Origin of the sequence: Sunxiuqinia elliptica (genome assembly GCF_900113005.1) — a bacterium.
Classification (GTDB): domain Bacteria; phylum Bacteroidota; class Bacteroidia; order Bacteroidales; family Prolixibacteraceae; genus Sunxiuqinia; species Sunxiuqinia elliptica.
In genome coordinates this window covers 392,054-412,377 of record NZ_FONW01000002.1, presented here as the reverse complement: position 1 = coordinate 412,377, position 20,324 = coordinate 392,054, and the positions used below count along the sequence as shown (strand labels likewise).

15 protein-coding genes are annotated in these 20,324 nt (G+C 41.6%); 11 read left to right on the top strand and 4 right to left on the bottom strand.

Annotated elements, in window-relative coordinates; genetic code table 11:
- The first annotated feature begins 10 nt into the window (after window positions 1–10).
- From BM156_RS06415 to BM156_RS20900, 4 genes are all read left to right on the top strand, one after another.
- A complete protein-coding gene (locus BM156_RS06415; RefSeq protein ID WP_093919009.1) occupies window positions 11–1,645 on the top strand; it encodes a tetratricopeptide repeat protein in 1,635 nt (544 codons plus the stop codon).
- Window positions 1,617–2,213, top strand: coding sequence for an LPS export ABC transporter periplasmic protein LptC (gene lptC / locus BM156_RS06410; protein WP_170846879.1), 597 nt, complete (start codon window positions 1,617–1,619; stop codon window positions 2,211–2,213). The genes BM156_RS06415 and lptC overlap by 29 nt, the downstream gene beginning before the upstream one ends.
- Before the next feature lie 6 nt (window positions 2,214–2,219).
- On the top strand, window positions 2,220–3,491 hold the full coding sequence (locus BM156_RS06405; protein WP_093919007.1) for a hemolysin family protein: 1,272 nt from the start codon (window positions 2,220–2,222) through the stop codon (window positions 3,489–3,491).
- Window positions 3,492–3,586: 95 nt separating this feature from the next.
- The gene (locus BM156_RS20900) at window positions 3,587–5,701 is read left to right on the top strand and encodes a peptidylprolyl isomerase (protein ID WP_093919006.1); all 2,115 of its coding nucleotides are present in this window, start codon (window positions 3,587–3,589) and stop codon (window positions 5,699–5,701) included.
- Between the two features lie 381 nt (window positions 5,702–6,082).
- Here the strand turns inward: BM156_RS20900 and BM156_RS06395 are convergent, their stop codons facing one another.
- Window positions 6,083–6,805 carry a 3-keto-disaccharide hydrolase gene (locus BM156_RS06395; RefSeq protein ID WP_093919005.1) on the bottom strand — a complete coding sequence of 241 codons (723 nt, stop codon included), beginning with the start codon at window positions 6,803–6,805 and terminating at the stop codon, window positions 6,083–6,085.
- 213 nt (window positions 6,806–7,018) lie between these two features.
- Here BM156_RS06395 and BM156_RS06390 point away from each other — a divergent pair, with 213 nt between their 5' ends.
- The 5 genes from BM156_RS06390 to BM156_RS06370 all read left to right on the top strand — a co-directional run bounded on the left by BM156_RS06390 (window position 7,019) and on the right by BM156_RS06370 (window position 14,283).
- Complete coding sequence (locus tag BM156_RS06390; RefSeq protein WP_093919004.1) at window positions 7,019–8,023, top strand: aldo/keto reductase; 1,005 nt, start codon at window positions 7,019–7,021, stop codon at window positions 8,021–8,023.
- A gap of 49 nt (window positions 8,024–8,072) precedes the next feature.
- Entirely contained in the window at window positions 8,073–8,549 is a 477-nt protein-coding gene (locus tag BM156_RS06385) for a putative molybdenum carrier protein (protein WP_212733437.1), read from the top strand.
- A gap of 180 nt (window positions 8,550–8,729) precedes the next feature.
- Window positions 8,730–10,271 carry an acyl-CoA dehydrogenase family protein gene (locus BM156_RS06380; protein ID WP_093919003.1) on the top strand — a complete coding sequence of 514 codons (1,542 nt, stop codon included), beginning with the start codon at window positions 8,730–8,732 and terminating at the stop codon, window positions 10,269–10,271.
- 119 nt (window positions 10,272–10,390) lie between these two features.
- Entirely contained in the window at window positions 10,391–12,565 is a 2,175-nt protein-coding gene (gene yccS / locus BM156_RS06375; protein ID WP_244525715.1) for a YccS family putative transporter, read from the top strand.
- 350 nt (window positions 12,566–12,915) lie between these two features.
- The gene (locus BM156_RS06370; RefSeq protein ID WP_093919002.1) at window positions 12,916–14,283 is read left to right on the top strand and encodes a dipeptidase; all 1,368 of its coding nucleotides are present in this window, start codon (window positions 12,916–12,918) and stop codon (window positions 14,281–14,283) included.
- Window positions 14,284–14,364: 81 nt separating this feature from the next.
- Here the strand turns inward: BM156_RS06370 and BM156_RS06365 are convergent, their stop codons facing one another.
- The 3 genes from BM156_RS06365 to BM156_RS06355 all read right to left on the bottom strand — a co-directional run bounded on the left by BM156_RS06365 (window position 14,365) and on the right by BM156_RS06355 (window position 17,399).
- Window positions 14,365–16,251, bottom strand: a complete 1,887-nt coding sequence (locus BM156_RS06365) for a sulfatase-like hydrolase/transferase (protein ID WP_093919001.1) — start codon at window positions 16,249–16,251, stop codon at window positions 14,365–14,367.
- Window positions 16,252–16,273: 22 nt separating this feature from the next.
- A complete protein-coding gene (locus BM156_RS06360; protein ID WP_093919000.1) occupies window positions 16,274–16,663 on the bottom strand; it encodes a VOC family protein in 390 nt (129 codons plus the stop codon).
- 79 nt (window positions 16,664–16,742) lie between these two features.
- Window positions 16,743–17,399: an HD domain-containing protein gene (locus BM156_RS06355; RefSeq protein WP_093918999.1), complete on the bottom strand. Its 657-nt coding sequence runs from the start codon at window positions 17,397–17,399 to the stop codon at window positions 16,743–16,745.
- Window positions 17,400–17,659: 260 nt separating this feature from the next.
- On the opposite strand from BM156_RS06355, the gene BM156_RS06350 reads away from it, so the two are divergent.
- Together BM156_RS06350 and BM156_RS06345 are read left to right on the top strand one after the other, a co-directional pair.
- A complete protein-coding gene (locus BM156_RS06350; RefSeq protein WP_093918998.1) occupies window positions 17,660–19,309 on the top strand; it encodes an AMP-binding protein in 1,650 nt (549 codons plus the stop codon).
- A 307-nt stretch (window positions 19,310–19,616) separates the two neighbouring features.
- Entirely contained in the window at window positions 19,617–20,321 is a 705-nt protein-coding gene (locus BM156_RS06345; RefSeq protein WP_093918997.1) for a hypothetical protein, read from the top strand.
- The last annotated feature ends 3 nt before the right edge of the window (window positions 20,322–20,324 follow it).

Below are 20,324 nucleotides of genomic sequence, written 5' to 3'. Positions count from 1 at the left end.
ATTCTTGATCATGAAACCTTTATTTTCCAAAACTATTTTGCTTACCGTAGCTCTTGTAGCAATGACAAGCTTAGCGTCAATTGCACAACGAGTTATCAAAGGCACCGTTTACCGGGGAGGGGAACCTGCTGCCGGGGTTACTGTAGAAGCACACAAATCGAACGACACATACATGACCAGCTTTGACGGGAAGTATGAGATTGAAGCGAGCGATAAGTCAAAGTACTTAAAATTTACGTTTATTGACGATAGCCGCAAACTGGACATTGAAGGCAATACCAGTAATTCAATTGACTTCAGTTTTGATGGCGAGCTTCCTGCTAAAGGAGCAACACCAACCGTTGCTGGAGGAATTGATCTTAGAACAAGCCAAGAGTTGATTAAGGCTAAAGATCGTGACTTCATGAATAACCTGTCAATGTATGACCAATTTTACAAACAGGATGACTACAAATCAGCTCTTGCACCTTGGAGAAAAGTGTATAGCAAATACCCAAAAGCGACACTTAACCTATACATCCATGGAGCTAACATGTATGACTCATTCGTTAATGATACAGAAAATTGGGATGAGAAAAATGCAATGATTGACTCGTTAATGTCTGTATATAACCGTCGAATCAAATACTTTGACCAAAAAGGTTACGTTCGTGGACGTCAGGGTACTGATTTATTGAAGTACAAGCTAGGAAATGAAAATCTTGATGACAATCAACTTAAATCAATCCTTAAAGAAGGATATGGTTACCTGGAAGAAGCCATTGAGTTAGAAAAAAACGAAACTGAAGTTGCTGTATTAGTTGTATACATGCAAGCAACAAGACGTCTATTTGCCATGGGTGAATTCCCAAAAGAAAAAGTGGCAGCCAACTACCAAACAGCTTCTGAAATTGTCAACAACTATTTGAGCAAAGAACCAGACAGCGAAAAATACACGACTGCGAAAGAATTGCTTGATCGCTTGTTCCAAACCAGTGGTGCAGCTGACTGTGAAGCACTAATCGCACTTTATGAGCCACAGTTTGATGAAATTGCACAAGATATTGACGAACTGAAAAAGATGCTTCGTATTCTTGATCGTCAAGACTGTACCGAAAGTGAATTATTTGCTTCAGCATCAGAAAAACTGTATAGCATGGAACCTTCGGCTGAGGCAGCATTCAACATGGCTCGTCTGTTCGTAAAACGTGATCAATTTGATCGTGCCAAAGAATATTATAGAAATGCGATTGAGTCAGAAACAGATAAAGAATTGTTAGCTAAATACTATTACGAATTAGGTTTGTTCATTTTTGCTAAAGAACACAACTTCCAGGAAGCTCGTAATTTAGCTCGCAAAGCAATTGCCAATAATCCAAATTCTGGCCGTTCTTACATCCTGATTGGCGACATTTACGCACAATACAGCAAGCACTATGGTGAAAGTGAATTCGAGCACCTGACTTTGTATTGGTTAGCTATTGACTACTATCAAAAAGCCAAAAGAGTAGATCCTGAGGTATTTACTTCGGCAAACGAAAAGATCAATATTTACAAACGTTACTTCCCTGATAAAGAGACTATGTTCTTCCAGGGATTACAAGATGGACAAAGCTATAAAATTGGTAGCTGGATTAATGAAACAACAAAAGCTCGTGCGAAGTAAGTTAGCACACACACAATATTCAAAAGTAAGCATTGCAATTCTCTCAATGGGAATTGCGATGCTTTTCTTTTCTTGTGCCAATAAAATTGAGAAGATCAAAGAATTCTCAGCTGGGGAAAAATTGGCAAGCATTGAAGCTGAAAATTATGAAATGATTCAGTCTGACTCATCGATTATTCGCTTCAAGTTAACTACCCCAAAATTTATTCATTTCGATCAAGCAGAGCCTCCATTCATTGAATTTCCTGAAGGGGTAGCCATTCAACGTTACAATGAAAAGATGGAGCAAATTGCAAGCATCACATCCAACTATGCCCGGTACTTCGAAAAAGATCAACGCTGGGAAGCACAGAATGATGTCGTTGCTGTCAACCCTCAAGGAGACACGCTAAAAACAGAAGAGTTGATTTGGGAAGAAGAGAAGGGAAAAATTTATTCTGAACAATTTGTCAAAATTATCCGTAAAGATGGAGTACTAACAGGGATTGGCCTTGAGTCAGACCAGAATTTATCCAATTGGCAAATTAAAAAGCCGAGAGGCCCACTTTATTTCGAAGTAGAAGAATAAAACTCCATGGAAGTCCTGATTATCACGATTTTTGTCACCATTCTCTTTTCAGCTTTTTTTTCCGGGATGGAAATTGCATTCGTTTCAGCCAATAAACTCCGGCTTGAACTCGACAAACAACAAAATTTTGTTAGCGCTCGTATTTTATCGCTATTTACGCAGCATCCGGGGCAATACATTGCCACCATGTTGGTCGGGAACAATATTGCTTTGGTAATTTACGGGATTGCCTTTGCTAAACTTCTGGAACCCTTTTTCTTTCGGTGGGTTCAGACTGACAGTCTCGTCTTACTGTTACAAACCATCAGCTCAACCTTATTGATTCTGGTGACAGCTGAGTTTTTACCCAAAACATTATTCCGAATCAATCCCAATACCTTTTTGCGTTTTTTTTCCATCCCTTTGGCCTTTTTCTACTTTCTTTTTTACCCGGTGACCAAATTAACCATGGGAATTTCCAGTGCTTTGCTAAAAGTGTTTTTTAAATCCACCTACAGCAAACAAGTCAAAAAAACAGTCTTTAACCGAGTCGACCTTGATCACTTTGTTAAAGAGCAAAACGAAGATCAAACATTTGGCGAGGAAGAAGTTGAAAACGAGGTAAAACTATTTCGAAATGCATTAGACTTCTCCAAAGTCAAGCTGCGAGAAGTTATGGTTCCTCGAACCGAAATGGAAGTTATGGATGTTAATTCGTCCATGGATGAATTGATCCAAAAATTCATTGAAACCGGGTATTCCCGTATCCTTTTCTACCAGGATAATATCGACAATATCATTGGATACATCCACCACTCCACCATATTCTCCAATCCAGGATCAATCCGCTCAAACCTAAATAAGGTGCTCATTGTTCCCGAAACAATGCCTGCAAGCAAATTGCTGAGTAAATTTATCCAGCAACACCGCAGTATCGCCATTGTTGTCGATGAATTTGGAGGAACCTCTGGCATGGTTACCAGCGAAGATATTTTGGAAGAAATTTTTGGTGAAATTGAAGATGAGCACGACACCATTGATTTTGTAGAACGTAAACTGAGTGAAAACGAATACATTCTTTCAGCTCGAATAGAGTTGGATGATCTAAACGAAAAATACAACCTCGGATTCCCCGTTGAAGAAAATTTTGAAACGCTTGCTGGATTTATCCTTTTCCATCACGAGAGTATTCCCAAAATAAATACCGTCATAGACATTGAGCACTACCGTTTTAAGATATTAAAAGCTACAAATACCAAGATCGAGCTGGTAAACCTTAAGATATTGGACAACACCTAAAATAAAAAATGAATCTTAAGGATTAATTCTTAAAATTGCTATCTTCGTAGCTCGAAAAAAATAAGTAGAATCATAATTCAATAATTATTTAGTCAATGGCTACACTACAGAGAATAAGAAATCGTGCCGGATTATTGGTAGCGATCATTATTGGTCTCGCATTGGTTGCCTTTATTTTAGGTGACATGCTTCGCTCAGGTAGTTCATTATTAAGACCACAACAGCTTGAAGTGGCCGATATTAATGGTGAATCTGTGCAGTATCCTGATTTCCAAAAGCGGATTGAAGAAATTGCCGAAATTTACAAAATGAACACCGGGAGCACACAGCTTGATGATAACGCTTGGGTTCAGGTGCGTGAGCAAGCTTGGCAAAATTTAGTTCGTGAAATCGTAATGAGCGAAGTTTATGACGATTTAGGTTTAACAGTAACTTCGGATGAGCTTTTCGATATGGTTCAGGGATCTAACCTGCACCCAATCATCCAACAACTTTTCCGTAACCCTCAAACCGGACAAGTGGATAAAACTGCTGTTCTGCAATTCCTGAAATCGTTGGAGACCAATGCTACAGCCCAACAAAAAGCTTATTGGCTATATATTGAGCAACAAATTAAAGAAGAGCGTATTCAAACCAAATACACCAATTTGGTTCGCCAAGGACTTTATACAACCAGTGCTGAAGCTAAAAACAGCCTGACTGCTAAAAATCACCAAGTGAATATGCAGTACGTTCGTTTGCCTTTTAGCGCCATGCCTGATAGCGCAATTGCGGTAACAGACAAAGAACTGAAAGACTATTACAACGAGCACCTTGACGATTACAAACAAGCGGAAAGCCGCACCATCGAATACATTACCTTCGATGTAAAAGCATCAGAAGCTGATGACGCCAACACCCTAAAATGGGTTGAAGATGTAAAAACTGAATTTGCCAACGTTGCTGACAACGAACAGTACGTAAACGTAAATTCAGACATTCGCTTCGAAGACCTTTACCAAAAGAAAAGTGAACTGCCTGCAAACTTGGCAGACTTTGCTTTTGAAGGAAAAGTTGGTGATGTTTATGGCCCTTACAAAGAAGGCAACGCTTATCAATTGGTAAAAATTGATGATTTCAAAGACCTGCCAGATTCAGTTCAAGCTCGTCATATCCTGATTAAGCCAGAAACTGTAGGTAGCTACCCTGCTGCCATGGCCTTAGCCGACAGCCTGAAAGGATTGATTGAGAACGGAACTAAATTTGCAACCTTGGCTGAGCAGTATTCTGAAGATCCAGGTTCGGCTCGCAAAGGAGGAGACCTTGGTTGGTTCAAAAGAAATCAAATGGTAAAACCTTTCGAAGATGCTGCTTTCAACGGAGAAGTTAATGAACTTTATACGACAACATCTCAGTTTGGTGTTCACTTGATTCAACCAACAAAACGTGGAAAAGAAGTCAAAAATGTTCGCTTGGCAATTTTATCACGTGCTGTTGAACCAAGTACTCAAACCTACCAAAATGTCTACTCTTTGGCTAGTAAATTTGTAGCAGAGAACCAAAACTACGAAGCATTCAATGAAGCAATAGCCAACGAAAAATTGACTAAAAAGATTGCAACTGTAGGTGAAAATGACCGTGAAGTTAGAGGTTTGGAACAATCGCGTTCTTTAATTCGCGCTGCTTACCAAGCCGATATGGAAGATATTCTTCACAACAACGAAGGTTCTGCTATTTTCGAATTGGGTGATAGCTTTGTAATTGCGGCCTTGGCCGGAGCAACCGAAGAAGGAACTGCTAGCTTTGAAGAAGTTCGTCCTCGCGTTGAGTTGGCTGTGAAGAAACAAAAGAAAGGTGAAGCTTTAAAAACTAAGATGGCCGAAGCCATTCAAGGAAACGACCTACAAGTTGCAGCAACAAAACTGAATGTTGACGTGAAAGATGCCAATGGCTTAACGTTCAATTCTACTTCAATACCTGCAGTAGGCATGGAACCTGCCGTTATTGGTACAGTAGCCAACCTAAAACAAGATCAGGTTTCTGCTCCAATCGTAGGTAACAACGGAGTTTACCTAGCCAAAGTTGTTTCGATCTCTGAAGGATCAGACGAAGATGTATTGGCTGAGCAATCACGCTTGAACCAAGCCATGGGTTATCGTGCAGCTTACCAAGCTTACGAAGCTCAAAGAAATGCCATTGAAATTGAAGACAAACGTGCGAAGTTCTATTAATCGGATTTCCAGTCAAAATATAAGGAAGCAGGCTAATCAGCCTGCTTTTTTTATGTCCTAAACTTTCCTTTGCTGCTTATCCGAAGCAAAAGATTAAGAAGATCCTTTCATTCCAAATCGAGCTAGATTCCGACTCTGCTATTTCTTGAAGAAGTATCACAAGGATCTTCCAATAGAAACACCAATCTTATAGGATGAGGTAAAAACCAATCCAAAGACGATCTATTTCCTTTTCAGAATAGCTCACACGACATCACTCAAAAAAGGCGGGCAATCAACTAGCTAGAAAGATTACAAACTTTCTAGCTAGCCAAAAACACGCTTGATTAAAGCTATTGAACTGTTAGCTCGATAATCCACAAAAAAGTCTGTCCCAAACGCTTACAACTCTTTAATGAAAATCTCTTTTAGCTGGAGAATCAGTGCATCTTTTTCATGAATTTGGAAAGCAATGTGCCCTTTCATGCCAACGCCAAGACTACGATGTGTTTCGTCATTCAACACGCCAGCTCCTTCGTAGTTTGTAATTTTCATTCCATTGAGCCAAGCTTCAATAGAGGTTCCCACACATCGAATCCGCATCACATTCCACTGGTTGGTTTCCTCGGCATAGTAAAACATCAATTTCTTGCGTTGCATCGACTCATTCACCCAGGCATTTTTAGGAATATTGGGAAAAATCCAACGCTGGTTCCCTTTTGTTTCATCCCAAATCATCCCCGTACGCCAAGGACCTGGAGGATGAATATCAATTTGAGGCCCATTCATCCAATAAGCCTCATCATCATAACGGGACCGCACCTGAACACCGCTATTTCCGGTGCTGGTTTTAAATGCCCGGAACTTAAACTTCAATTCAAAATCGCTGTATTCTTTTTCTGAATATAACCAGGCATAATCATGTTCCGGATTATTCAAAGAATTGGCCATGATCGTCCCATCAATGACCCGAAAGAAATGGTAATAGCGGTCACGATGAGCCTTCTTTTCAACCCAACCATCCAAATTCTTCCCATTAAATAAGGATATAAAATCATCTTGAGCCGAAACAGAAATAATCGATAAAAAGGTTAGTGCAAGTAATTTTAGTCGCAGGTTCATCATATATCACCCTTAAGCTTGGTTTTAGTTATTTGTTTACACATTTTAGAGAAGCTTAAAGTTCGAATTTTAACGGCTGAAAAGCAAGAAAATTATCCAAGCGCTTTCATTCATCAAAATTTGAATCAAAAACGGAACGACTCTATTTTGCCACACAGCTCTAATCATCTGAACAAAAACACCTTGCCATTTGTCAATGAATAAAAAAACTAAATCATGACTGACAGACGAGACTTTCTAAAGACCATGGCTGCGATGACCGCGGCTATTTCTGTTCCCTCCCTTTTACATGGACAATCAGCTGCACAAGACCGCTTGGGTGAGATTCTTCCAACACGACTGTTAGGAAAAACAGGACAGCAAGTCACCATGCTTGGAGTTGGAGGATACCATATTGGTTGGACCAGTGAGCGAGATGCCCAAGAGGTTATTGAAACGGCGCTGGAAGGAGGCGTTCGCTTCTTTGATACGGCCGAGCAATATGGGCCGGGGACCAGCGAAAAACGTTATGGAAAATACCTTATGCCAAAATACCGGGATCTTGTATTTTTAATGACCAAAACCTTGGCACGAACTGCAAAAGAGGCACAACAGCATCTTGAAGATTCGCTACGCAGACTGAATACCGACTACCTTGATCTGTGGCAGATGCATTCACTAACAACACCAGCTGATGCTGATGAGCGATTAAGCAATGGCGTGTTAGAAGTTCTAATAAAAGCCAAAGAAAAAGGCCAAGTGCGGCACATCGGTTTTACCGGTCATCAAAATCCATTTGCCCATCGGCGCATGCTCGAACAAACTCAAGAAAACAATCCGTTTGACACCGTTCAAATGCCAGTCAATTTGCTTGACCAATCTTATTTCAGCTTTACCCAGGAAGTAATGCCCCTGCTACTTGAAAATAATATTGGCGTACTTGCCATGAAAACCTTGGCCGATGGTCGATTCTTTGCAACAAAAGAACGTGCTAACTGGAAAACGGATGATCCGTTAATTCCCAATTACCTGAGCATTAAAGAAGCTTTACACTTTGTTTGGTCACTTCCGGTGAGCTCCTTGATAACCGGGGCGGAGAAAGCAAGCTACATTCGAGAAAAGATTGACTTAGCCAAATCATTTGTCAAATTATCAGATACTGAACGGTTAGCTCTAATTGAAAAAGTCAGCAACAAAGCGCAAGATGGCTCGATTGAATATTTCAAACAAAAGCCGGTTTAAAATAAGCCTAAACAACATTCTGTTTTTCCACAATTGTTTATTTTAGAAGATGATTCTTCAGAAAATAATTAGCGGAGGCCAAACCGGTGTCGATCGCGGTGCTTTGGATGCTTGCCTGAATCTGAAATTTGACTGTGGAGGCTGGTGCCCTGCAGGACGAAGAGCTGAAGATGGCCCGATTCCGGCACGCTATCCTTTGCAGGAAACTCACAGCCTTTATTATGACGATCGTACCCGTCAGAATATTGAAAGCGCCAATGCAACGCTCATCCTGTATAACCACAAGCTAACAGGAGGCAGCTTGCTCACCTACTCCATTGCTAAATCAAATCATCATCCTGTTTTCCTATTTCAGGTATCTCCTTTTTTTATTGAAAATACTCTCGAAGATTTGTTCCGTTTTCTGGAAACCCACCAGGTTAGGGTGCTCAATGTTGCAGGTCCAAGAGCCAGCCAGTGGGATAAAGCCTATGAATCCGGTGTTCTCATCACCTCACGTTTGATTCAAAAAGTCCAGCAGGGATAATATACCTAAAAAAATGCTGTCTAGTACTCACCTTAAACTCCTCACGCTACTCTCTCCTTTCATATCTATAATACATAATAAGCATCATTCTAAATTTCACAGACAAAGAACAATCTGAGCAACAAGCTGTTTTCAGTTTTTACGGGGCCGATTTTGCCCTTTATAACAAATAAAAAAAGTATGAATGAGACTATTGAGATGACAAACGCCTCTAACGAAACCCAAACAACTAACCAAGAATCAATCCAACACTTCTTAGGGAAACTAAAAGAAAAAATGAAACAAGTTTATCACCAACGGGGTGATAACAACAAATACAGTCAACAACGAGGGCTTCCCCCGTTTGTTTTACGCGAAATCATGGAATGCAATCCTTTGTCGATTGGCATTCCCAAAGCTTATGGTGGTCGTGGCGCACTCATGCACGAAAACATCGCTTTATTGGAAGCAGCCTCTTACGAATCGCTGGCACTATCCTTAACTTTTGGAATCAACTCGGCCTTATTTTTACAGCCAGTTGGCAAATATGGCCAAGAAAAAGCCAAACAACAGGTTTTTAAGCGATTCCTTCAGCATAAGAATATGGGAGGCTTAATGATCACTGAACCAGATTATGGTAGTGATGCTTTAAATATGCAGACCTCATTTACCGAAGAAGAAGAGCATTTTTGGTTGAAGGGGAAAAAGCATTGGGCTGGCTTAACCGGATGGGCTGATTTCTGGTTGTTGACTGCTCGTAAAAGAAATCAAGCAGATTTGCAGCGCGACATCGACTTCTTTATTTGTGATGTTACGCAACCGGATCAAGGAATTAAAGTCGAGGAATTCTTTGATAACCTCGGCTTGTATCAAATTCCTTACGGAAGAAATCACATCGATGTAAAAATTCCGAAGACTCACAAGCTTAAACCGCATTCAACAGGTGTGAAAATGATGCTTGATTTGCTCCACCGTTCGCGCATGCAGTTCCCGGGTATGGGAATGGGATTTTTACAACGCCTCATGGACGAAGCAATTACCCACTGTAAACAGCGACTGGTTGGCGGGAAGAGCCTGTTCAATTACGATCAGGTTCAGGAGCGTTTATCCAAACTACAAGCTTCATTTACCATTTGCTCGGCCATGTGTTCAAACAGTGCAAAAAAAGCTGGCGTAGAGAATGATCTGACAGGAATCGGAATTGAAGCCAATGCGGTAAAATCAGTCGTTACCGACCTGATGCAACAGGCAGCTCAATCATTAACACAATTGGTTGGAGCCAAAGCGTATAAGCTAAGCCATATTGGTGGGCGCAGCATTGTGGACAGCCGTCCGTTCCAGATTTTTGAGGGATCAAACGATATTCTATATGCTCAAATATCTGAGGGAATTGTAAAGCAAATGCGTAAACTGAAAGAAAAGAACCTCTTCCAGTTTTTAAAGACTCATGAATTAACTCACCGTTCGGCTGACCAGTTGAAAGAGCTTTTCAATTTTGAACTGAACCTTCAATTACCACAACGTAAGCTGGTCGAGCTGGGACAAGTTTTAGGACGGGTGATCTCGATGGACATGGTACACCAACTGGCCGATGAAGGTTTCCGGGCTGATTTAATTGAGGGTGGTTTGAATATGTTACACCAAGAAATTCAGCAAACCATGAGTAATTTCAAATTGCAAACACAAGATTTAGTGGTTGAAGATTACCAGGAAAATAGCTCTTGGCTAAAATTTTCACTCTAAACCACTTTTCATTCTCATAGTGAAGACATCAATCGTTTAGGTTGATGTTTTTTTGTTTTTAAGCAATGCCCAACTATTTGCTACTTTTGTTGTTCCAAACAGAATGAAATGCAGGGAAGATGATCAAAGAAAATCAACAGACGACTGGCAAATTAATGCGGTTCCTAGGACAACAAGCCTGGTTTGAACCCGTACGTAGAAAGTTTTGGGCCAATCCGGATTTACTAATGGCAAGTAAAGCCACGCTCGCAATTGCGCTGCTTGCGATTCCCTTTGTTTGGGCTGGGCAGTCGTTTATGGCTGTCACCCTCGCCTTGGGAGCCTTAGCCGGAGCACTTTCGGAAACCGATGATCATCCCAAAGGACGAATTAAGTCGCTTGCGCTAAAGGTTATCAGCTTCGGAATTTCGAGTCTGGCAGTAGAATTGCTTCGCCCGTATCCGATTCTTCTGGGAGTAGGACTAGCCATTTCCACCATTGTTTTCTTGTTAATTGGAGGCTTAAGTGAGCGATACCGTGGCGTCACCTTTGGTGCTCTATTGGTGGGTATTTATGCCATGCTCGGAACAGAGATCAGTCCAGCTTGGTATTGGCAACCAATTCTTTTGTCGGGAGGAGCTCTTTTTTACGGGTTGCTGTCCCTGGCCTTACTTTTTCTTCACCCTTACCGACTTCTAGAAGAACAGCTTGCCCGTGGATTTATAGCACTTTCTGATTATTTGAATGTAAAAGCCAGCCTGTTTCCAAGCGATGAAAAATTGCAAGAAAAAATCCGCAACCAACTGGCCATCCAAAATGTACAGTTGGTTGGTGCATTGGACCGCATCAAAGAAGTGCTCAATAGTTATGGCGATTCTCTCAAGGATGATACCCCACTAAAGCCTTATCTCCGCTATTTTATGTTGCTGCAAAGCTTGCACGAACGGGCAGCATCCAGCCATGAACGGTATGACTTATTAAGCAGTGACCCGGCAAACCTGGAATTGCTTGAAGGAATTGGACAAACTTTGCAACAGTTAGCTATGGCAACCAAACAATTTGCCAACAGCCTATTAACCGGAGTTCCTTATCGCCACCCGGTTTCCTTAGGTTGGACTGTCAACGTCTTAAACGACCAGCTTGCTAAAAGTAAAACCGATGAAAGCCAGCCCTTGGCTCTGCTGGTCACCAACCTGACCCGTTCGCATCGTTCATTACTCAACTTACGCGAAGACTTGCAACGTAATCTGGCGCCAAGGCTCGAAAAAGATGAACGAAACCTAATCCAGCGACTAAAAGATCAACTCAATTGGAATCATCCACGTTTTCGCCATGCCATCCGCTTAAGCCTTTGCTTTCTTATTGGCTTTACGATTTCCGAAAGCTTTGAGGTGGTGAAAGGGGAATGGATCATTCTTACCAGCTTGTTTGTTTGTCAGCCCAGCTACAGCGAAACACGCCGCCGCTTGTTTCAACGGATTCTGGGAACCCTAAGTGGCGTAGTCGGCGGAGTGCTCATTGTCCAAATCCTTCCAACAGTTCCGGGACAACTGCTGTTACTGCTGGCGGCGGCCTTTGCTTTCTTTTTATGGCTCCGTAAGAAATATGCTGTTTCGGTCATTTTCATCACCATATTTGTACTCAGCGCATTCAACCTGATTGCCAACAAAGGTGTTGCCCTGATGCTTCCTCGGGTAATTGACACCCTTATTGGTTCGGCCTTAGCTATTCTTACGGTTCGTTTAATGTGGCCCGACTGGCAACACAAAAGACTACCCGGCTTACTGGCAAAAGCACTGACCAAGAACACCGCTTACTTTCAAGCCATTGTCACCGAATATGCGCAAGGCTCAACTGCAGATGATCTGCAATACCGCATTGCTCGTCGCGAAGCCCACCGAGCTGATAATGCCTTGGTTTTGGCCTGGCAAGATATGCAAGTTGAGCCCCGCCAACATCAACAATTCCGGAAACAAGCCTTTGCTCTCACCTACCTCAACCATGCTTTGTTGTCCTATTTGTCGGCTTTAGGAGCACATCGGCAACAACAAGTAAGCACCAATCAGGCATTGCTTGATCTTGCCAAAGAAACCTTGCAAACCTTGCAAAAAGCAGAACCGTCACAACTGACACCAAACACCGAAGAGCATAAGCATGTGGTTAACCTGCTTCAGGCCATTCGCAAACGCATACTAAGTTCGGAACAAGGTGTAACCCGACAACAATTCACGCTTCTTTATAATATTGCCGATGTCACTGCCCAGATGCTTGAGTTGGCCAACCTGCTCCCACAAAAAACAGGCAATGAAGTTTAAGAATGACAAATTTTAAAGGGCTAGTTAATACAGAAAGTTAGATAAGACATCAGATTTTCAGACAACTTCAAAATTAGAAATTGGAAAGTCGAGATTGGACCCCCTTCAAACTTAAAAGTTAGAATCAAGAGCCAGGAACCAAGATTCTGGAACTTCGGGCTTTGAACACCGCACAACCTCAAACTATTTCAAACTTCTATCTTCCAACGCCCCGCAACCTGAAACAACAGAAACCTGAAAACCATGACTTCGAACTGCAGGTATTCTGTTAAAATGGGATAAATTCATAGTCTGGATCAACGAAAAGACCTATTTTTAGCCATCTTGAATTGAAATTAAAACAAAACGATATGACGATTATTGAAAACTATTTGGAAGAAAATAAAGACCGGTTCCTAAACGAACTTTTTGGTCTTATCCGCATTCCTTCGATTAGCTCAGTTTCAGCACACAAACCCGACATGTATAAAGCTGCTGAGTATTGGAAGGAACTATTACTAAGCTCAGGTGCCGATAAAGCTGAAGTTTTTGAAACAGCTGGCAACCCAGTAACTTATGCTGAGAAAATTATCGATCCATCCAAACCAACCGTACTGGTGTACAGCCATATGGATGTTATGCCGGTTGAACCTCTTGAACTTTGGGAATCAGCTCCATTTGAACCAGAAGTTCGCGATGGCAAAATATTTGCCCGTGGTGCCGATGATGATAAAGGGCAAGGAATGATGCATGCCAAAGCATTCGAATTGATGGTGAAAACCAATACCCTTCCCTGCAACGTAAAATTCATGATTGAAGGAGAAGAAGAAATTGGCTCGCCCAACCTTGGCCAATGGTGTGAAGAGCACAAAGACATGCTGAAAGCCGATGTTATTTTGGTTTCGGACACCACCATGATTAATCCCGAAACACCAACCATTACTACAGGACTACGAGGATTAGCCTATTGGCAGGTTGAAGTAACCGGTCCTAATCGCGACTTGCACTCCGGCATGTTTGGTGGAGCTGTGGCCAACCCCATTAACGTGCTATCAAAAATGATTGCTCAAATGACTGATGAAAACGGGCACATCACAATTCCAGGTTTTTATGACGATGTTTTAGAAGTTTCGAAAGAAGAACGCGAGCTCATGGCTGAAATTCCTTTCCAGCTTGAAGACTATAAAAAAGCATTGGATATTGAAGAAGTTGCCGGAGAAAGTGGTTTTGCTACCAATGAACGAACCGGCATTCGGCCTTCATTTGATGTATGCGGAATTTGGGGAGGCTATACCGGAGAAGGCGCAAAAACGGTACTGCCATCCAAAGCTTATGCAAAAATTAGCAGCAGGCTGGTTCCCAACCAAGACCATGAGAAAATTGCCGAGCTGTTTAAACAACACTTCGAAAGCATTGCTCCTAATACAGTAAAAGTAGAAGTAAGCCCGCTGCACGGGGGACAAGCCTATGTTTGCCCAATTGATTTGCCAGCATATCGTGCTGCCGAGCAAGCCTGTGTTGATGTATTTGGCCGTCGTCCCGTTCCAAACCGAAGCGGTGGTTCAATCCCCATTATTTCAACCTTCGAAGAAATCCTGGGCATCAAATCCATCTTACTTGGTTTTGGGTTGGAATCGGATGCCATCCACTCGCCTAATGAAAACTTCCCACTGGAACAATTCTATAAAGGCATACGGACCATTCCTCGCTTCTACAAATATTTTGCAGAAATGGCTTAAGTAAAAAAATATTGCCAGATACAAACAAGGGAGCTTATCATCTTTCAGATAAGCTCCCTTGTCCGTTATTCTAATTTACTTCTATATCGCAGCATTTAATTTTAATAAGCTCTTGTCAACTCCGTGCTTGTCCAAAAGCCAATGGACAACTCTCAAGTCGTAACGATCCGAGGTTTGAATTTTTTCAAAGCGTTTCACCATAGCAAACAATGCCTGCTGAATTTCTGGAGAGAATTCGTTGGTATAATCCAAGATGTTAAGCGCCTGCGTCCGAATATAGGGATTAGGATCTTCCAATGCCTTCAACATAACAGTTAATGCCTGCTGCTCGCTCCCTAAATAGTAGACAGCTTCGGCTGCAACAAGAGCCACACAGCTTGATGAGTCCTGAAGAGCTATAGTCAAATCGTTCCGAGCTGGCTGGGCGTCTTCTCCCAAAATTAACAAACCAGTAGTTGCCCAATAACGAATCAACTCACTTTCATGCTGAAGTAATTTAACGAACTCATCTCGGTTAGCCTCCAAACCTAAACTAGCCTTATCCGCAAGTTCAATAATCTCAGGCAAATCAAGATTCCCCTGCCTCATCCAATCGTAAATGGCCTGCTCTCTTCCTAGATCATAATGAATGCCTTCAGGAATAAAACCAGTATCCAGAATACGGTTACTCCAATCACTGGAAGCCTTTCGCATACGCAATAGCACCTCCTGATAAGACTGATCTTGGGCCAGATTATTTACTTCCCAAGGGTCGACAGAAGTATCATAAAGCTCTTCTGCTGGCTTGGTTTGCCAAAATGCAGACTGAGCCGGATTACAACGCCCCTCGAGGTAAGCTTGCTCCCACGACTGCATGGAAAGTGCTTTCCACAAGTAATTAATGTGCTGCCCATAAATCCGGTAAGGCATGTAATTTCGGATGTAGCGAAATCGTTCATCGCGCACTGCCCGACTCATATCATAACGTTCATCCATTCTTCCCCGAAACATGTAAGCGTATTCGGGATCAGCAGTCCGCTGTTTTCCCAAGAAAGCTTTCCCCTGCATATAATCAGGCACTTTAATATCAGCCAAGCTAAGTATGGTTGGCGCCAAGTCCACAAAACTAATCAAGCGATCGACTTTATCGCCGGGCTTCGCTGCAGGAAACAGGTGCTTAAACTTTTGGGGAATGCGAATAATAAAGGGCACATGGGTTCCTGATTCATAGACGAAGCGCTTGCTTCGAGCCAACACCCCACCATGATCACCATAATAAAAAACGATGGTGTTCTCGGCCAAACCAGCTTCGTCCAGCTCTCTCAGTTTCTCACCAACCCAGGCATCCATAGCTTGAATCTTATCGTAGTATTGCGCCCAATCATGTCGCATCTCCGGCGTGTCAGGATGGTAAGGGGGCAATTGCATTTGCTGAGGATCATGCTTCAATTCTTCGGTTGGAATTGAAGTATGAATACTGCTTTCATGGCTGATTCCGGTATTGAAGATGGCAAAAAACGGCTGACCTGCTTGCCGATTCTTATAGTGTGCCTCTCGGCTACTTTCATCCCATACACCCTTAATTTGATTGGCAGCCATGTTATAATCCTGCTTGTGATTGTTGGTGCAGTAATAGCCCTTCTCTCTCAAAAACTGAGGGAAAAACCGAACTTGATCCGACTTGGGATAATAGCTCCTCATGTGCTGATGCCCACCGGAATTGGCATAAACACCCGTGATAATGGTATTTCGAGCTGGAGCACAAACCGGTGCGTTTGCATAAGCATGGGTATATAAAAAGCCGGAAGAAGCCAGTTGATCAAGGTTCGGAGTTGTTGCCAGACTGTCGCCATAACATCCCGCAAAAGGGCTGTTGTCTTCACTGGTAAGCCATAATATATTGGGTAACTCTTGGGGAGTTTCTGGCTGACAGGCTCCGAAACTAAGCCCAACGACTGCCAGGCCCAAAAGCTGGTTGGTTCTTTTCATAATTATTAGGTTAGATCCTATTTCAAGCGACGATTTCAACCCGGTTACCTTCGGGATCGAGAATGGTGGACTCATAGAAGCCATCGCCCGTAGTCCGTGGTTCTCCAACTACTGAGAAACCATCTCTTCTAAGCTTCTCCGTTAGCTCATCCACCTTTTGTTTTGATCCAACCTCAATGGCAAAATGAATTAAACCAGTGAATTGCTTGCGCGAACTGTCCTTCGTTTTTGGAATTCCTGGCATCTGCATCAATTCAATTGAGCAATCGCCTCCAAAAGTCAAGAAGTATGACTTAAAATCGCGGGAATGATTATAATAAGCTTCCCCGGAACTGGCATCGAAATAATGGATGTAAAAATTCCGCATGCCTTCCAAATTGTAAGTCCAGATAGCAATGTGTGAAATTTTCATAAATTTTGAATGTATGTTTTTACTTGTAAAAAATGCAACTCGTAATAAACTCAACTATGGCTACAACCATTGTCCAGATTTAAGTTGTCGATTGTTCTTCTTCCAGCTGCCACTCCCTAAAAAACTGTTCTAAAAAAGCTTCCATAAACTGATGTCTTTCCTCCGCTAGCCTTTTCCCAGTTTCTGTATTCATCCGATCTTTCAGCAAAAGCAATTTCTCGTAAAAATGATTAATTGTAGGAGCCGTTGATTGCTGATAAGCCTTAAATGAATCATGTTGCTCCGGAGCTACTTCCGGATCGTAGATCAGTCGGTTTTTATTCCCGCCATAGGCAAATGTTCGTGCAATACCAATTGCCCCGATAGCATCCAAGCGATCCGCATCCTGAACCACCATTCCCTCCAAAGACGTCGGCCTAGTCTTTACTCCAGATCCTTTAAACGAAACCTCATCAATAATCTGCAAGATCGCCTGTAGATCCACATCCGCAACCTGAATTGAACTCAGCCACTTTTTTGCTCGTGATTCCCGTGATTCGCTAAACTTCCAATCATCCAAATCATGCAGTAAAGCTGCCATTTCAACACGAAACGGATCAACCTGTTCTTTCTCCCCTATCTGTCGAGCCATTTGCCATACCCGGTAAATATGCCACCAATCGTGTCCACTTCCTTCCTGTTCAAAATGCTGTCGGATAAATACCGCTGTTTCCTGTATCAATTGTTCTTTTTTCATCACTAAACCAAAGCTACATAATTCTATGGACAAGTAAGACAATCCTTTGCCTTAATTCAACTTCAAGTTGCCTGTGCTTCATTTTAACATACTCCGCACTAATAATGAGCTTATTACATACTGCAACGAAGCGATAACAGACTTCGAGAACATTACTAAAACATGTTAAAAAATGATAACATCTCAAAGATTTCATTAATTTTGTTGTTTAAAATTATTTTCTCTCTTATTTTAAGGGAGTTAAGCGAGGGGACTATAGAATGAAAGAATCAAAAAAGATGACCATGCCTGCCATGTTGCAGGCAAGTTATAAGCAGTTTGCCGATCGTCGTTCGCTTGGTTTTGTAGGTGAAGAGATGATGACTTATCGGCAACTTCAAACTGAGGTCGAAGCCTTAGGAACCCAGCTGAGAAATAAAGGAATTCGAAAAGGAAGCAAGGTCGCTATTTTAAGCACCAACATGCCAAATTGGGGAGTTACCTTTTTTGCCATAGGATCAATTGGTGCTGTTGCAGTTCCAATTTTACCGGACTTTCATCCAACTGAAATTCGGAATATCATCCAACATGCTGAAGCGGAAGCTATTTTTGTTTCAGAAAATTTGCTTAGTAAGGTTGAGCCAGAGGAATATCCAATGGTCAAAGTCTTTCATATTGAAACACTGACTGAGCAAAACACTGAAGATTACCCACAAGCTGAATCCACTCCGACTACTGATTTTCAGTATGAAGATGTCGATAAAGAAGACTTGTTGTCAATCATTTACACAAGTGGCACGACTGGCAAATCCAAAGGGGTTATGCTTAGCCACCAAAACATTATTTGGACAGGCCAGCAAAGTCGCACCTTACAACACATAATTGAAGAAGACCGATTTTTATCGGTGTTGCCACTATCGCACACCTTTGAAAACACCTTAGGACTCATTCTTCCAATTATGTTTGGGGCTTCGGTTCACTACCTGAAAAAACCGCCCATTGCATCGGTTTTACTACCTGCTTTGCAAACAGTGAAGCCAACCATTATGTTGGTTGTTCCTCTAATTATTGAGAAGGTTTATAAAGGTAAAATTCTACCTCAAATCAATAGTAAGGCAATTACCCGAAGCTTGTATAAAATTCGTCCGTTCCAGAAATTGCTCAGTCGCATTGCTGGCAAGAAGTTATACCAAACTTTTGGGGGGCAACTGAAATTCTTTGGTATTGGCGGAGCTAAACTGGACAACCAGGTAGAGCGATTCCTTATGGATGCTAAATTTCCGCTGGCTATTGGCTATGGACTAACAGAAACGTCGCCACTATTGGCTGGTGCTGTTGGTAAAAACGTTCGTTACCTGTCAACCGGGATTCCGATGAAAGGCGTAAAACTGCGCATCGCCAGTGCAGACCCAGCCACTGGGGAAGGCGAAATTCAGGCTCAAGGTAAAAATATCATGAAAGGCTATTACAAAGAGCCCGATCTTACCAAAGATGTATTTACCGAAGATGGCTGGTTCAGAACCGGCGACTTAGGAAAATTTGATAAAAATGGTTTTCTCTACATCAAAGGCCGAATCAAGAATATGATTGTAGGTGCCAGTGGCGAAAATATTTATCCAGAAGAAATTGAATCACTCATCAACCGAATGGAATATGTTCTGGAAAGCTTGGTTGTTGAGAAAAAAGGACGCTTGGTTGCCATGGTTCATTTGAATATGGAAGAAATTGAAACGCGCGTTCAAAATATGAAATCAATTCGTGATGAAGCGGTTCTTCGAATTAACTCCCGAGTTGATGAGATCCTGGAAGAAATTCAACAAAAGGTGAACGAAGAAGTGAACAAGTTTTCGCGTATTCAAATGGTCGTTTTGCAACCTGTTCCTTTTGAGAAAACACCAACGCAAAAGATTAAACGCTTTTTATATCATTAATAAAAAAGTTTAGGCAATTTCATTGCATACAAAGTCCCCGAGTTCATTAGAGCTTGGGGATTTTTTTTAGTTATATATTTATAGTAAAACAGCTCGTCCTTATTGATTTTCCATTCGAAATCCTTGTCTTACAAATAATTTCATTATTTTTAGTCTTTATTTTTGGTTCAGAAGGAGAGTCAAAAGCATCTAGAGGGGACAATACCGGGTTCACGCTCGTTTCTGATATGGGGGTAGTAGAAACGAATTCTGACCATTCTTACTTTTCATAAAAAAAAGACTAGAAGCAACCAAAAGGAGCAGTTCTATGCGAAAACTTATTGTCTTATTCTTTCTCATTTTGGGATCTGTATTGATTAGTGCAGCACAATCAACATGGATTGATTCACTGCAAACAAAGTACGATCAACATTATGGGGTAGATATGTTACTCTACAATGGAGCAAAATATGTTGAAGAAGTTCGTGCCATTAATAGCCATCCTTTTTGGCAATCGCAAGATGAGCTGAAAGGAACCGTTTGGAGCAAAGGAAAATCCTATCCGAAACAAAGACTAAAGTATCACTTGCAAAAACAAAGCTTCATCCTTTTTTATAAAGACTATAATGGACAGCCTCATCAAATTTCGCTGAATTCAAACCTCCTTGATTCGGTTCGAATTGACCAAACTCTTTGGATAAAGAATAGTTATCCACAAATTGAACAGCAGTTTATTCAATCCATTTTTCAAGGAGAACTAAAATGTTACGTTTCTTCCAAAAAGTTTTTAAACTTCAAGTCTGAAGGTCAAAATATTGGACACTATTACACCGAAGAAATTAAGCACAACTATCTAATTCGAAAAGGAAAGCTCTATCCTTTCAATCGAAAGAAAACCTTTCTCAAAATCTTCCCAAAATCAGAAAGAAAAACAATTCGAAAATTTATGGCAGCCAATAAACTCTCCAAAATAAAGACACTGGATAACCACGAACTAAAAACCTTAATAGCCTATTGCGAACGTATCGATTAATAC

Coding starts and splice junctions, on each gene's coding strand:
- BM156_RS06415 (WP_093919009.1), top strand. CDS start 11: ATGAAACCTTTATTTTCCAAAACTATTTTGCTTACCGTAGCTCTTGTA.
- lptC (WP_170846879.1), top strand. CDS start 1,617: ATGAAACAACAAAAGCTCGTGCGAAGTAAGTTAGCACACACACAATAT.
- BM156_RS06405 (WP_093919007.1), top strand. CDS start 2,220: ATGGAAGTCCTGATTATCACGATTTTTGTCACCATTCTCTTTTCAGCT.
- BM156_RS20900 (WP_093919006.1), top strand. CDS start 3,587: ATGGCTACACTACAGAGAATAAGAAATCGTGCCGGATTATTGGTAGCG.
- BM156_RS06395 (WP_093919005.1), bottom strand. CDS start 6,805: ATGATGAACCTGCGACTAAAATTACTTGCACTAACCTTTTTATCGATT.
- BM156_RS06390 (WP_093919004.1), top strand. CDS start 7,019: ATGACTGACAGACGAGACTTTCTAAAGACCATGGCTGCGATGACCGCG.
- BM156_RS06385 (WP_212733437.1), top strand. CDS start 8,073: ATGATTCTTCAGAAAATAATTAGCGGAGGCCAAACCGGTGTCGATCGC.
- BM156_RS06380 (WP_093919003.1), top strand. CDS start 8,730: ATGAATGAGACTATTGAGATGACAAACGCCTCTAACGAAACCCAAACA.
- yccS (WP_244525715.1), top strand. CDS start 10,391: ATGATCAAAGAAAATCAACAGACGACTGGCAAATTAATGCGGTTCCTA.
- BM156_RS06370 (WP_093919002.1), top strand. CDS start 12,916: ATGACGATTATTGAAAACTATTTGGAAGAAAATAAAGACCGGTTCCTA.
- BM156_RS06365 (WP_093919001.1), bottom strand. CDS start 16,251: ATGAAAAGAACCAACCAGCTTTTGGGCCTGGCAGTCGTTGGGCTTAGT.
- BM156_RS06360 (WP_093919000.1), bottom strand. CDS start 16,663: ATGAAAATTTCACACATTGCTATCTGGACTTACAATTTGGAAGGCATG.
- BM156_RS06355 (WP_093918999.1), bottom strand. CDS start 17,399: ATGAAAAAAGAACAATTGATACAGGAAACAGCGGTATTTATCCGACAG.
- BM156_RS06350 (WP_093918998.1), top strand. CDS start 17,660: ATGAAAGAATCAAAAAAGATGACCATGCCTGCCATGTTGCAGGCAAGT.
- BM156_RS06345 (WP_093918997.1), top strand. CDS start 19,617: ATGCGAAAACTTATTGTCTTATTCTTTCTCATTTTGGGATCTGTATTG.